Source organism: Olleya sp. KKT75 (assembly GCF_055635485.1).
Genome location: NZ_CM145759.1, coordinates 314,553 through 328,648 on the forward strand (window position 1 = coordinate 314,553; position 14,096 = coordinate 328,648).

The following is a 14,096-nucleotide window of genomic DNA, read 5'->3' on the forward strand; positions in this document are numbered from 1 at the left end:
AAATGAAAAAACTGAATTTACTACTTACTATTTTAATCGGAATGTCAATTTTATCTTGTTCATCTGATGATAATGACAACACTCAAACAGAAACTGAAATAATTGTTGGGATATGGAAACCAATATCTGAATTACAAGTTGTAGATGGAGTTCAAGAAACGGACAGTTATACTTGTGGAGAAGTAACAACGTTTACCTTTTTACAAAATGGGAATTACACTTTCACTAGCTTTCAACAAGATGACAATAACGATTGTATTGAACAAAATGAGTATATAATAAGTGGAACTTGGGACAAATTACAGGCTAATCAATATAAGTTAACTACTAATTTTGAAAATATTAATACATCACAAATACAAACAGAAATTGAAACAAAGGAAATAACATTTTCAGGAAATAATTCAATGACAATTTTTAATGATTTTGACCCAAGTGACAATTATTATAACATTTCTGTAACATTTGAACGAATTGAATAAAACTACTACTGGCAACAACGTATAAAATTAATTGCTAGTTTCTAGACTGCTTACGAAAATCCTCGCGGATTTTCTATTCAGTTTTTATTTGCTAAATTTAGTGCTTAACAACGCAACTAATCTTATACAACAACGTTACCTGTAATATGAAAAACATAGTTCCTAAAACTATAATAAATAAAGGAATTAATCCAATGATATATTTATCAGCAAATGAATTTTATCAAACTGCTGAAAATATTCAAGAGCGATTCCATACTCGTTCTTTAATAGTTAATTACGCATTTTCAATAGAATTATATTTGAAATCTCTTACCAGTGTTGTTACTCTAAAACTTAAAGAAAATAAATCATATCCAGAATACGATAGAACTATAGAAACAAGTCGTGGACATAATTTGCTAAATCTCTATAATAAATTAAAAGAGGTCGACAGAAAAAAAATATCGGATATATATTTAGAAAAATATAACTCAAAAATACAGGAACACTTATCTGATATTAAAGCGGACTTTATAGATTATCGATATTCTTATGAAAACGATATGTTGTCTACAAATTTATCAGCTTTGAAATGGATTTCTTTGACATTAAAAGAATACATCGAATCTGAAATGAAAAATTAAAATACTCCAGGTAACACCGTGTATAATTAATTGCTTGTTTTAAGCCTACTTACGAACATTCCTGCGGAATATTCTATCTGTGATTTATTTGCTAACTTAGTTCCTTAAATCACGCAACTAACCATACACAATCTCGTTCTACACCATTTGAAAAAAAGACAGTACATACTTGCGATTTTAGGATTAATGACATTTGTTTCTTGCAAATCCTTTAAAAACCCATATTCTGAAAAAGATGATTTTACGGAATTTAAAGGAGGAAGATTTGGTTATGATTATCTAACTCTGCGAATTTATTCCGATTCCACTTATTATTTTGACAGATGGTCTCATAATCAAGTTTCTGTTAAGGATTATGGTAAATGGAATTTGCAGAATGACACGCTGAATTTAAACTCAACGGAATCTTTGACTGAAAGTAGGCTTCCGAAACGCAAATCACAAAAGAAACACTTTGTGAATGTAAAATTTTCAATTCAAAATGACACGCTGAAATTATATTCGGACTTGAAAATTAATAATGAATATTCTAAAATAAGTAACGAACTTTATAGAACGAATTAACGGAATGAAGCTGAATAAAAAACGGTGTAGAACAACGTGTATAAAAAATTGCTACATTAGTGCTTAAATAAAGGTCGTTGCATTTTTGTTACGTCTGATTTTCCTTCGGAAAATCCTCGCACACAAAAACGCAACTTTCCATACACAAAACCGTTACCACACATTTGAAAAATGAATTTTCCTGAAATAGGTTGACTAAAAATTAAGCAATTAATTACAGTCACTTATGAAAACAAAAAAGGAACACTGGCTAAAAAAAAGCTATCAAAAAGCTACTTTAGAAACCAAACTTTTAGTCGTTGACCAAATCTTAAATGGTCAGATTTCAAACAACCAAGCTTCTAAAAAATATGATATTCCTAGAACAACTATTTCTTATTGGTTAATAAAATACAGTCCCTTAGTGAAACAAAACGCTTTACCAACAAAGAACTGAGTTAAAAACAAGCAAGTTCTAGCCTAATTAGAAAAACACTTGCATAATAAAACATTAATCAAATTTTCGCAATCAAAAAAAAGCAAAACAACTAAGCATAACCTCTACACCACCCAAAAAATTTACAATTACCTTAACAAACCACTACTTTTCTATTCGTAAAAAATAACTAACTTGTAACCAACAAACAAGACACGCCGTTATTATGATAAAAAAGTACTTACAAGCATCCGTTTTAGCGCTATTACTTTCGGCTTCAGCCTTAAGTGTTGCACAAGACAAAACCGTTCCCGTTTTTGAAAATGGAGAAGCACAAATTGTAGAAGGATTTAGCAATTATAAAGATTGGATTAGGCATGACCTTTGGGTAGAAACCTCTTTTAACACAGATGGAGACGATACTTTAGATCGTGTACACGTGTCTGTTACCAGACCATCACAAACGGATACCGAAGATTTAAAACTACCAGTAATTTACGTAACTAGCCCATACTTTGCAGGTGTTGCACCAGATGTACCTGGTATTATGTGGGATGTGGAGCACGAGTTAGGAGCCCGTCCAACACAAGAACGCGCACACCCAGAAGTAACCCGTTTAGGAAAACGCCCAATAATATCAAACTCGCATATCATGAAGTGGGTACCACGCGGTTACATTGTTGTACACTCGTCTTCTCCCGGAACCGGATTATCTCAAGGTAGCCCTACCGTTGGTGGACCAAACGAAGCATTAGCACCAAAAGCAGTTATACAATGGTTAAATGGTGACGCAAAAGGTTACACAACACCAGATGGCGATCAAGAAGTAACAGCCTTTTGGAGCACAGGAAAAGTAGGTATGACAGGTACATCTTACAACGGAACATTACCATTAGCAGCTGCAACCACTGGCGTTAAAGGATTAGAAGCCATTATACCAATTGCACCAAACACATCGTCCTACCATTATTACAGATCAAACGGATTAGTGCGCTCTCCTGGAGGGTATTTAGGAGAGGATATTGATGTGCTTTATGATTTTATACATAGTGGTGACGAGGCAAAAAGACCATACAATAACAAAACCGTTAGAGACACAGAAATGGCTGCAGGAATGGACAGAGAAACAGGAGATTTAAACGACTTCTGGAACGACCGTGATTACCTCAACCAAATGGATGGGATGAAAGCCGCCTTGTTAATGTCACATGGTTTTAACGACTGGAATGTAATGCCAGAACATAGTAACCGTATTTATCAAAAAGCCAAAGCAATGGGCTTACCAACACAAATATATTACCATCAAAACGGACATGGTGGACCACCGCCAATGACCATGATGAACCGTTGGTTTACTCACTATTTACACGGTATTGACAACGGTGTAGAAAACGATCCTCAAGCACGCATTGTTAGAGAAAATGACAGACCGGACCAACCAACTGCTTATGCTGCATACCCAAATCCGGATGCTAAAAACGTGACGTTATATTTAAATAAAGGCGGAAACCAAGTTGGTACCTTAACAACAACGCCAAGTAAAAGACAAAAAACTGAAATGTTAGTGGATGATTTTACCATTTCTGGGAAAGCACATGCGCAAGCGACAAACAGTACCCACCGTTTATTATACAGTACGGCTACTTTAAAACAAGACGTACATATTTCTGGCGAAAGCACAATAACTATTAGCGTATCTAGTAGTAAACCAGCTGCCAATTTATCCGTAATGCTAGTCTCTTTACCGTATACGGATGATGCCAAAGTAATTACAGATAATATTATTACACGTGGTTGGGCAGATCCACAAAATCATAAATCATTACGCGAAAGCGCACCATTAAAGAAAGGCGAATTTTACGATCTAACGTTTAACCTACAACCAGATGATCAAATCATTAAAGCAGGACAACAAATTGGATTGGTTATTTTTTCTAGTGATAAAGAGTTTACAATACATCCAAAACCGGGGACTGAGTTAACGGTGGATTTAGATAAAACAAGCATCACCTTGCCTATTGTTGGTGGTTTAGATGCCCTAAAAAAAGCGATTGAATAATTATGAACATTGTTATTAATAATATTACTTTAGACAAGGAGATTATTCTAGAATTAATTTCCGAAAGTCAGCTGGTTGCCATAAAATACGTGAGAGCAAAAACAGACTTAGGTTTAAAAGAAAGCAAAGACATTGTAGACAATTTAAAAGCCAATCCGGAGTATTACGATGGCAAACCGCATACAATAGCTTTTGAAGTTCCAGACATGGATAAAGACATTCAAAACATTAAAAAACAATCTAGCAATGGGATGTTATACAGCAAACCCAATCAAGTCAAAAAATATGTGCTAATTATTTTAGCCATTTGTCTTGTGGCTGCATTATATCTGTTTTTAAATCAATAAAAAGCAAGACTATTGTTGGTATCAGGCAAACCTCAGCTTCTATTTGATTTCAATAAAAACTTAAACGGTCTGCAATAGACCCATTAAAAACCACTTCAAATAGAAGTGGTTTTTTTATAACCAAAATAAACAACGTAAACGGTAAATTTATAGCGTACCTTCAAAAAAAAGGAATGTCTATAGAGCGAAGAGTACGATTAGTGGAAGCGTTATTTGAGACGTTAGACACCCAAATTTCAACCTTTCAAAACAAAACAACTTTGCATTGTGCAACAGGTTGTGGTAAGTGTTGTACCAACCCAACCATGGAGGCTTCTCCTTTAGAGTTTTTACCTTTTGCGTTTCATCTTTTTTTGAACGGTCAAGCCGAAACCACGCTAAAAACATTAAACACAAAATCAAAACACTCCATTTGCCATATTTATAGGCCGCTAAACTTAGTAGACAGCGCACTAGGGCGATGTAGTAATTATAAATATCGCGGTTTAGTTTGTCGTCTTTTTGGCTATGCAGCTTCTAATGATAAGTATGGGCAAAAACGCATGGTGACTTGCAAAATTATAAAAGAAAACCAAAAAGAAACCTTGCAAGATACTGTAGAAGCCATAAATAATGGGCTATATATCCCGATGTTTACGGAGTATTACATGCAACTGTCGCAGATAGATTTTACAATGGGTAATGTTATTGTCCCAATAAACAGGGCGCTAAAATTAGCAATTGAAGAAGTACTACAATACTATGCCTATAGACCTTTTCCAAGTGGCTTGGTAAATATTGCGTAATTGTAATATTTTGAAACTATATTTGCGCAACTAATATTACCGCATACTTAAGATGTCCATTACTTTATTGTCTTCTCCTTTACAAGGCTTCACGGATTTTAGATTCCGTAACGCGTTTCACCATTATTTTGGTGGTATCGATACGTTTTACGCACCTTACATCAGGCTAAACGGAAAGCTGAAAATTAAGCAATCCTATCAATTAGATTTACAACCAGAAAATAACACGACCTTAGAAGTGATTCCGCAAGTAATGACCAATGATCCTGACGAGTTTATGTTTGTAGTTAAATACGTGCAAAGTTTAGGGTATAAAGAGTTAAACTGGAATTTAGGTTGTCCATATCCAATGGTGACTAAATCTGGTATGGGATCAGGTTTGATTTGTAATCCTGCAAAAATTGACGACGTCTTAAAAAAAGCACATAACGAAAGTGATATAACCGTGTCCATGAAAATGAGAATGGGTTATGACAATGCTGAAGAAATTTTAGACGCCTTCCCTATTCTAGATAATTATCCGCTTAAAAATATTGCAATTCATGCCAGAATTGGAAAACAACTGTACAAAGGACCTGTAGATTTAGAGGCGTTTGAGCGCTGCATTAAAAGTACAAAGCATAAATTATATTACAATGGAGATATCACGTCTGTAGCATCTTTTAAATCCATGGAAGCCCGCTTTCCGGGTATTGATCATTTTATGATTGGTCGTGGTCTAATTGCAGATCCATTTTTACCAAGCATGATTAAAAATAACACCACAGAATATCCTAAAGACCGTTGGGAGATTTTTAGTCAATTTCATGATACAATTTACCAACAGTACGACGAGTATCTATCGGGACCAACCCCAATAAAAATGAAAATGTTAGGCTTTTGGGAGTTTTTCTCGCAGTCGTTTTCTAATCCTCAAAAAACATTCAAAGCCATTAAAAAAGCTGGGAATCCTGTAAAATACAAGCAAGCAGTAGCTAGTATTTTGAGTAATGAAAAGTAATTTTTCAATATTTACTCTATATTTACAGAAACCAACCAGAGTAAAACCATGCAAAATAATTATAGATCTAAAGCTTTTAAAGCTTGGCTAGATAAACTACAACAAGAAAGTTGGCAGTTAGAATTAATTATTTCTGGGTTTGCAATTTATGGTTTGACGCAAGTGTTAAAACCGCTTGAAACAAGTTATAATATTGCAAAAAATGATGGAGACCTTTTTTTTAGAATAGCTTTAAGCGTAGCTATTTACGCCAGTCTTATTTTGTTAACAACCTTATTATTTCACGTTGTTCTTCGTGGGTTATGGATTGGTGCTTTAGGGTTACGCTATGTCTCAGGAGACATCGATTACAAAAAATTAAAATACAGACCTAAATTTGACAATTATTTACGTAAAAAAATAGGTTCATTTGATAAGTATATATCACAACTAGAAGACTATTGTAGCGTCTTATTTGCAGTTTCTTTTTTATTAGTGTTTTACCTGATTTCTTTTTTATTGTATGCCGGAATACTTGTTTTAATAGGTTATTTTTTAATTAAAGACCACGATATTAGACCTAAAATGTTTTTTATCACAGGAGTCTTTTTAATGATTTTCACAATTCTAGGGATGATTTTAACCTTTCTAGATTTTATAACATTAGGGTATTTTAAAAAAAATAAATGGTTAGCAAAAATATACTTTCCTTTTTATTGGTTATTCAGTTATTTAACACTCTCTTTTTTATATCGCCCACTAGTCCATAATTTTTTAGATAACAAATTTGGAAAACAAATAAGTTTTATCCTCATCCCAAGTTACTTTCTACTATCAACTATTTTAGCATTTAGCTTTAATCGTTCCAATTATTTCTCAGCTTCAGAGGATTCTAATAGCTTCTCTGCAAACCTTTTAAATTACGATGAAAACATAAAAAAAGAAGATCTTTTTATTGATAAAGCTTCAATTCCTTCAAAAATCATAACAACGTCTTATTTACCAATATTTATTGAGTATAATGAAAGTATTGAAGATGCTGTGTTTTCCTTTAACAAAGGTCTAAAACCTGAAGAAGACATTAGAGGATATAAATCAGATTTCATCACTGGATACAATCGAAATATCAAAAAAATATCGGATAGCTTAAAACTAGAATACGTTAAAACCTTATCTAGTATTTATAGCTTAAAAATTGACACCCTAAATTACACGCTACCTGATTTTATCTATACTAAACACAATCAAAATCAAAATGGTTTTGAAACAGTATTATCTCTTAAAAACATTAAAGAAGGTAAACACGACTTAAGTATTTACAGGTTATCAAAAACAGACACTACACAAACAAAAGACACCATAATAACCATCCCTTTTTGGTACTATAAAAACTAAGTCTCAAACATGCAAATCACTTCTACTAACATCGCCAAACCAACAACCATTGAATGGAATGGAAAAAAGCAAACCACGGGCATGTACAAAAACCCAACAGATGTTGGTATTTATTTAGAAAAAGAAGACGTAAAAGGTGACGAGGTTTCCGACAGAAAGCATCATGGTGGCATTTTTAAAGCCTGTTACTTATTTTCGGAAGACCATTATGACTATTGGAAAAACCTATACCCAAACATAGCGTTTAATTATGGCGTTTTTGGAGAAAACCTAACCGTAAAAGGATTAGACGAAACTAAAATTAGGGTTGGCGATATATATAAAATAGGAACCGCCCTAGTCCAAGTGACACAACCTAGAGAACCTTGTTTTAAACTGGGTATACGGTTTGGCACACAGACCATTCTTAAACAATTTATCAATCATGCACGCCCAGGAACCTATATCCGCATTTTAGAAGAAGGACTTGTAAAACCCGGAGACCACATGTTATTGGTACAAGCGGCAACCAACAGTCTAACCACCGCACAACTGTTTACCTTATTGTTTTCTAAACAAAAAGACCAATCGCAGTTAGCTTTAATTGTAGACAATGATGCCATACCACTAAAAAAACGTCAAAAACTAGCGGCTTTTATAAAAAACTAATAGAACACAAATCTGATAGCTAACAATTAAGTTATCTTTGCGCCAATCTATTTTTAAAGCCATTTTTTTGAAAGATCTTTTACTAATAACACCACCTTTTACCCAATTAAACACGCCTTATCCTGCCACTGCATATTTAAAAGGATTTTTAAATACTATAGGGGTTTCTGCCTTTCAGATGGATTTAGGGATTGAGGTGATTTTAGAATTATTCAGTAAAAAGACCTTTGAAAAACTTTTTGATTTAGCCATAGAAAACGACTCCATTTCGACAGAAAACGGGCAACGTATTTACACGTTAAAAGATGATTATTTACAGCCTTTAGATGCTATTATTTTATTTCTACAAGGTAAAAATCAAACTTTAGCAAGACAAATATGTACTACAAACTTCCTACCACAAGCCTCTAGATTTGAACAACTAGAAGATATGGATTGGGCGTTTGGAGAAATGGGCATGCAAGATAAAGCCAAGCATTTAGCAACCTTATATCTTGAAGATTTATCAGATTTTATTATTGAATGTATCGATCCTAATTTTGGATTTAGCAGATATGCCGAGCGTTTAGGACAAAGTGCCAATGCGTTTGACGCGCTTTATGAGAGTCTAAAAAACAAACCAACATTTATTGATCAGTTAACCTTGGCTATTTTAGAAGACCGATTAAAAACTGTGCAACCAAAACTAATCTGTTTTTCGGTACCCTTTCCAGGGAATTTATACAGCGCGTTTAGATGTGCACAATTTATAAAAGCGAATTATCCAGAGATTAAAATTGCAATTGGTGGTGGTTTTCCAAATACCGAATTACGTCAAGTAACAGACACACGTGTTTTTGATTTCTTTGACTTTATTACGCTAGACGATGGCGAGCTACCCATTGCGTTATTATACCAAAACGTATGTCAACCTGATAACAATCAAAGTACTGCGGAAACTGATTTAGAAAACAATCTAGAAAACACCCTAGAAAACGATGACTCAAATAGCAATAACAACGGTCATGCTGAGCGCAGTCGAAGCACTACAATAACCAAAGACACAAATAGCAACAACAAAGGTCATGCTGAGCGCAGTCGAAGCACTACAATAACCAAAGATCACAATAGCAAAGAAAAACAATACAAACGCACCTTCCTTTTAGAAGATGGAAAAGTAGTTTACAAAAACAACACCACAAGACCAGAATACAAACAACTACAAGTAGGGACACCAGACTATTCTGACTTATTACTAGAGGATTACATTTCTGTTATCGAAATTGCCAATCCAATGCACAGTTTATGGAGTGATGGACGTTGGAATAAGTTAACAATGGCACATGGATGTTATTGGGGAAAATGTACGTTTTGCGACATATCCTTAGACTACATCAAGATTTACGAGCCCATTGCAGCAGCCCTATTAGTGGATCGTATGGAGCAATTAATTGCGCAAACTGGCGAAAACGGATTTCATTTTGTGGATGAAGCTGCACCGCCTGCATTAATGAAAGCGTTAGCCTTAGAGATTATAAAACGAAAACTTACCGTTACATGGTGGACTAACATCAGATTTGAGAAAAACTTTACACAAGATCTATGTTACCTACTTAAAGCCTCAGGTTGCATTGCAGTCTCTGGAGGTTTGGAAGTGGCATCAGATAGACTATTAAAACTAATTGATAAAGGTGTAACTGTGGAGCAAGTCGCGCAAGTGACGCGTAACTTTACGCAAGCCAACATTATGGTCCACTCCTATTTAATGTACGGTTACCCGACACAAACGGTACAAGAAACAGTTGATAGTTTAGAGATGGTCAGACAGTTATTTGAATTAGGTATTATTCAATCTGGGTTCTGGCATCAATTTGCATTAACAGCCCATAGTCCGATTGGTTTAAATCCAACAGAATATGGCATCACACCAAATTATAAATCTATTTCGTTTGCCAATAATGATATTGACTTTACGGATAGCACGGGTATTGATCACAACCAATTTAGTTTCGGTTTAAAAAAATCGTTATTCAATTTTATGCACGGGATTGGTTTTGATATGGATTTACAAGAATGGTTTGATTTTGAGATTCCGCAAACCTCAATTGCACCTTTTCATATTGATGACTGTTTAAATACAGAAACCGCACTAACCACAAAACCAACTGCAAAAATTGTATGGTTAGGACACTTACCATTAGTTGCAGAGCGTACAAAAACTAAAAAAGGATTTACAAATGAGTTGTTAGACCTGACGTTTCATGATAAAACGGAGCGTCTTCAAATGACATTAAATAAGCCTGAAGGCGAATGGTTGCTTGACACACTAGAAACGCTAAAACCAACAAGTGGCAAAAGTGTTTCTTTTTCAGCGTTAAAAAAAGACTTCGAAACTCAGTTAGACGATTTTGAATTATTCTGGTTTTCTAAACCTATGCAAAAGCTGAAAGACTTTGGATTACTGCAGTTATAATTAACACAAGATTAATTTCGCCGAAAGGCATTAAAAGCTACCTTTGTTTTAATGCGAAATAAGATTAAAAATCATTTAAAAACAATCGAGTTATTTCTTAAAGGTTCAGGCTTTTATAGAGGTGTAGTCTTAACCGTTGCTATTGTTTTACCATTAGCTGTTTTTAATTTAATAGACTTATTTGCTTATGCGCCCGCCATTGCTCTAGGGACATTTTTAAACGCACCAAGTGATGTCCCAGGAAGCTTAAGACGTAAAATAAACGGTATCTTAATTAGTATTATACTAACCATGTTGGTAACGTTTATAATCCTGTTAACCAAACCTGTTTTTATTATTCTACTAATTGCTATTGCTGTTTTAAGTTTTGCGGTTAGTTTGATTTCTGCTTATGGTTTCAGAGCTTCTTTAATATCATTTTCAGGATTATTAGCTATTGTGTTAGGCTTAGCGGTTAGTAAGCCCGATTTTCAATCTATTATTTTACACGTCGGCTTAATTGGTGTTGGTGGATTATGGTATTTAGTAGTGTCTTTATTATCAAATTGGGTTTTTCCAAGAAAAGACGATGACCAATTATTATCGGATACATTATCGCTTACTGGCGAGTATTTAAAAATAAGAGCCAAGCTATTAACCAAGCCTAATAAGCGTGAAAAGTATGCTAAAAAAGCACTAGTCCTTCAAACCCAAATAAGCGAAAAACACGAAACCTTAAGAGAGCTACTTTTAGAGGGTAGAAAACGTTCAGGACGTTCTTTTTCTAATGAGAGAAGACTCTTAATCTTTATATCCTTAATTGATATTTTTGAGTTAGCCTTAGCAAACACTTTAGATTACACCAAAATTGACACCCTATTTGGTTTAGAAAAACAGCATTTAAATACCTTTAAAAAACTTAATAAAGAGCTAGGAAATCACCTTATCAAATTGTCTGAATTATTCATAAAAAAAGGCAATCTTCCTGATATTGAATTAATAAATAAAATAGCTGCAGACACAGAGACTGCAATTCAGGATTACGTTACTGAAGTTACTTTACCAAAAGCTAGAGAAGGTGCAATTACCATGCGCAACCTTCAAGACTATCAAAAGCAATTATTACAAGAAGTAAAAGCTATCAGACGTGTTTTAACTAAAGTAAAAAACAATGCTAAAGCGTCTTTAAAACCACAAGAATCTAAACAGTTTTTAACCTCTCAAGATTACAGACTAAATATATTAGTACAGCATTTTAGTTTAAAATCGCCAATGCTTAGGCACGCTTTACGATTAGCAAGTGCCATTGTGTTTGGTTTTCTTTTAGGAAGTATATTAGATTTAAAAAATGCGTATTGGATTATTCTGACCATAATTGTAATCATGCGTCCCAATTACGGGTTAACCAAAGCGCGCTCTAAAAACAGAATTATCGGTACTATTATTGGTGCTATAATTGCCACAACAATTATTTTAATTACCAAAAACACAACGGTCTATTTAGTCTTAGCGATTGTCTCGTTAACCTTTGCTTTTTCATTAATACAACAAAGCTATAAAGTAGGTGCTGCTTTTATAACCTTACACATTGTATTTGTTTACGCACTTATAGATCCTGATGCTTTTACTGTAGTGCAGTATCGTGTTATTGATACCGTAATTGGTGCCATAATAGCAGTAATAGCAAATTACCTATTGTTCCCGAGTTGGGAATACAAAAACCTTGATACTGTATTAGCCACCGTAATTACCTCTAATAGTAATTATTTAAAAGCAACCAAAAAACTTTACCACGACAAAGAAGAAAATACATTGGCTTATAAAGTATCTAGAAAAGAGGCTTTTTTAGCGATGAGTAATCTAAATGCAGCCTTCCAAAGGTTAACGCAGGATCCAAAATCTAAACAAAAAGAATCTGCTTTAATTTATGAAATGGTCACGTTAAACCACACCATATTATCTGCAATAGCTTCGATTGGGCGTTATATTTTAAACCATAGCACAACACCAGCTTCAGAAGAATTTGATACTATTATTGAAGGGATTACAGCAACTTTACTGCACTCTGCTTCGCAATTAGAAAGTACTAAAACAGTTCTTGTTTCCGAAGAAAACAAAATATATCAAGCGCATAAAAAACTACAAAAACGCTATGATAATTTATCTTTAAAACGAGATAGTGATATTGAAGCCGGGCAAACAATAATTGACGACAATACATTACTAAACCTGCAGGAAGCCCACTTAATTAACAATCAATTACTGTGGTTAAAATCGTTATCAGCCAATTTAACAAAAACGACATTAAAGTATAAGTCGGTATTTAGTTAACTTGCTATATCATATTACTTTGGTCTATAAAAAACAACTTATAATGAAACAGTACTCATCTATTATTCTCTTATGTATTGCTATTATTACTTTTTCAGTAAGTTGTTCTGTAAAGAAAAACAGAGCCATTTATACTGCTATCCCAACAGTTGAAGAAAACATTATAGCTGCGTATGGTCAAATAATCTACACGCAATCACTTTGCAGTCAGTGCCATACACAACAAATAAGGAATAAAACAGAACAACTGATTAGCCTGGATGGATTAGGTGGTAAGTATTCTAACCAGTGGTTGTTTCATTTTATAAATGATCCCAAAATAGTTATTCCTAATGCTAAAATGCCTGCATACCCAAAACTAAAGACCAATCAACTTACCAAAACTGTAGTATCACAAATTACTAGAGATAATAAATTACAAGTAGATCAGGATACAATTTGGAAAACACTAACTAATGAAACCACAACGATCTCCAAAGAAGTAAGTGAGTCAAATACGAAAGAAACAACCGAGATCGTAGCTTTAATTGCCTATTTACAGCAAATTCCGATGAGTCCAGAATTTGAGAAAATCACAAAAACAAGGAAAGATAAGCTTCAAAATGAAACCGCTGCTTCCGACAAAAAAAATCCCATACTTAAAACTACAAACGACGAGAATAGTATTGATTTTGGAGAAATAATATATTACAATAATTGTAGCGCTTGTCACGGACAGCATGGACAAGGAGGAATAGGTCCTAACTTAACAGACAACTATTCTCTACATGGTGGAAGCAAAAAAAATATCGCTAAAATAACCGCGTTTGGTGGTACACCTGGAAAAGGTATGATTGCATGGAGACATGTATTATCTCCAGAAGAAATTGGTCAAGTAACAGCTTATGTGTATGCTTTAAAAGGAACAAATCCTGACAATGCCAAAGCACCAGAAGGCGAACAAGACTAAACCGTTTTTCTGAAAAATCAAACATTTGACTAGTTAGCTTTAAGTAAATGCTATCAAAAAAACAGACTTTACTCATTGAAAGGTG

General features: G+C 34.0%; 12 protein-coding genes. All 12 read left to right on the plus strand.

Going from position 1 to position 14,096, the window contains the following annotated elements:
• Positions 1–2: 2 nt before the first annotated feature.
• The 12 genes from ACZ2G2_RS01445 to ACZ2G2_RS01500 all read left to right on the plus strand — a co-directional run bounded on the left by ACZ2G2_RS01445 (position 3) and on the right by ACZ2G2_RS01500 (position 14,011).
• On the plus strand, positions 3–482 hold the full coding sequence (locus ACZ2G2_RS01445) for a hypothetical protein (protein ID WP_470393614.1): 480 nt from the start codon (positions 3–5) through the stop codon (positions 480–482).
• Between the two features lie 146 nt (positions 483–628).
• Positions 629–1,108, plus strand: a complete 480-nt coding sequence (locus ACZ2G2_RS01450; protein WP_470393616.1) for a hypothetical protein — start codon at positions 629–631, stop codon at positions 1,106–1,108.
• A gap of 790 nt (positions 1,109–1,898) precedes the next feature.
• Complete coding sequence (locus ACZ2G2_RS01455; RefSeq protein WP_470393617.1) at positions 1,899–2,108, plus strand: helix-turn-helix domain-containing protein; 210 nt, start codon at positions 1,899–1,901, stop codon at positions 2,106–2,108.
• Positions 2,109–2,313: 205 nt separating this feature from the next.
• The gene (locus ACZ2G2_RS01460) at positions 2,314–4,146 is read left to right on the plus strand and encodes a Xaa-Pro dipeptidyl-peptidase (protein ID WP_470393619.1); all 1,833 of its coding nucleotides are present in this window, start codon (positions 2,314–2,316) and stop codon (positions 4,144–4,146) included.
• 2 nt (positions 4,147–4,148) lie between these two features.
• Complete coding sequence (locus ACZ2G2_RS01465) at positions 4,149–4,493, plus strand: ribosomal protein L7/L12 (protein ID WP_090839141.1); 345 nt, start codon at positions 4,149–4,151, stop codon at positions 4,491–4,493.
• Positions 4,494–4,666: 173 nt separating this feature from the next.
• Complete coding sequence (locus ACZ2G2_RS01470) at positions 4,667–5,278, plus strand: YkgJ family cysteine cluster protein (RefSeq protein WP_470393621.1); 612 nt, start codon at positions 4,667–4,669, stop codon at positions 5,276–5,278.
• A 52-nt stretch (positions 5,279–5,330) separates the two neighbouring features.
• A complete protein-coding gene (locus ACZ2G2_RS01475) occupies positions 5,331–6,278 on the plus strand; it encodes a tRNA dihydrouridine synthase (RefSeq protein WP_281848044.1) in 948 nt (315 codons plus the stop codon).
• Between the two features lie 48 nt (positions 6,279–6,326).
• The gene (locus ACZ2G2_RS01480; protein WP_470393623.1) at positions 6,327–7,652 is read left to right on the plus strand and encodes a hypothetical protein; all 1,326 of its coding nucleotides are present in this window, start codon (positions 6,327–6,329) and stop codon (positions 7,650–7,652) included.
• Between the two features lie 9 nt (positions 7,653–7,661).
• Complete coding sequence (locus ACZ2G2_RS01485; protein ID WP_470393625.1) at positions 7,662–8,300, plus strand: MOSC domain-containing protein; 639 nt, start codon at positions 7,662–7,664, stop codon at positions 8,298–8,300.
• Positions 8,301–8,367: 67 nt separating this feature from the next.
• The gene (locus ACZ2G2_RS01490; protein ID WP_470393626.1) at positions 8,368–10,752 is read left to right on the plus strand and encodes a B12-binding domain-containing radical SAM protein; all 2,385 of its coding nucleotides are present in this window, start codon (positions 8,368–8,370) and stop codon (positions 10,750–10,752) included.
• Positions 10,753–10,803: 51 nt separating this feature from the next.
• Complete coding sequence (locus ACZ2G2_RS01495; protein WP_470393628.1) at positions 10,804–13,062, plus strand: FUSC family protein; 2,259 nt, start codon at positions 10,804–10,806, stop codon at positions 13,060–13,062.
• 43 nt (positions 13,063–13,105) lie between these two features.
• Entirely contained in the window at positions 13,106–14,011 is a 906-nt protein-coding gene (locus ACZ2G2_RS01500; protein WP_470393630.1) for a c-type cytochrome, read from the plus strand.
• Positions 14,012–14,096: the final 85 nt, after the last annotated feature.

Coding starts and splice junctions, on each gene's coding strand:
- ACZ2G2_RS01455 (WP_470393617.1), top strand. CDS start 1,899: ATGAAAACAAAAAAGGAACACTGGCTAAAAAAAAGCTATCAAAAAGCT.
- ACZ2G2_RS01485 (WP_470393625.1), top strand. CDS start 7,662: ATGCAAATCACTTCTACTAACATCGCCAAACCAACAACCATTGAATGG.
- ACZ2G2_RS01460 (WP_470393619.1), top strand. CDS start 2,314: ATGATAAAAAAGTACTTACAAGCATCCGTTTTAGCGCTATTACTTTCG.
- ACZ2G2_RS01465 (WP_090839141.1), top strand. CDS start 4,149: ATGAACATTGTTATTAATAATATTACTTTAGACAAGGAGATTATTCTA.
- ACZ2G2_RS01495 (WP_470393628.1), top strand. CDS start 10,804: ATGCGAAATAAGATTAAAAATCATTTAAAAACAATCGAGTTATTTCTT.
- ACZ2G2_RS01445 (WP_470393614.1), top strand. CDS start 3: ATGAAAAAACTGAATTTACTACTTACTATTTTAATCGGAATGTCAATT.
- ACZ2G2_RS01480 (WP_470393623.1), top strand. CDS start 6,327: ATGCAAAATAATTATAGATCTAAAGCTTTTAAAGCTTGGCTAGATAAA.
- ACZ2G2_RS01500 (WP_470393630.1), top strand. CDS start 13,106: ATGAAACAGTACTCATCTATTATTCTCTTATGTATTGCTATTATTACT.
- ACZ2G2_RS01450 (WP_470393616.1), top strand. CDS start 629: ATGAAAAACATAGTTCCTAAAACTATAATAAATAAAGGAATTAATCCA.
- ACZ2G2_RS01470 (WP_470393621.1), top strand. CDS start 4,667: ATGTCTATAGAGCGAAGAGTACGATTAGTGGAAGCGTTATTTGAGACG.
- ACZ2G2_RS01475 (WP_281848044.1), top strand. CDS start 5,331: ATGTCCATTACTTTATTGTCTTCTCCTTTACAAGGCTTCACGGATTTT.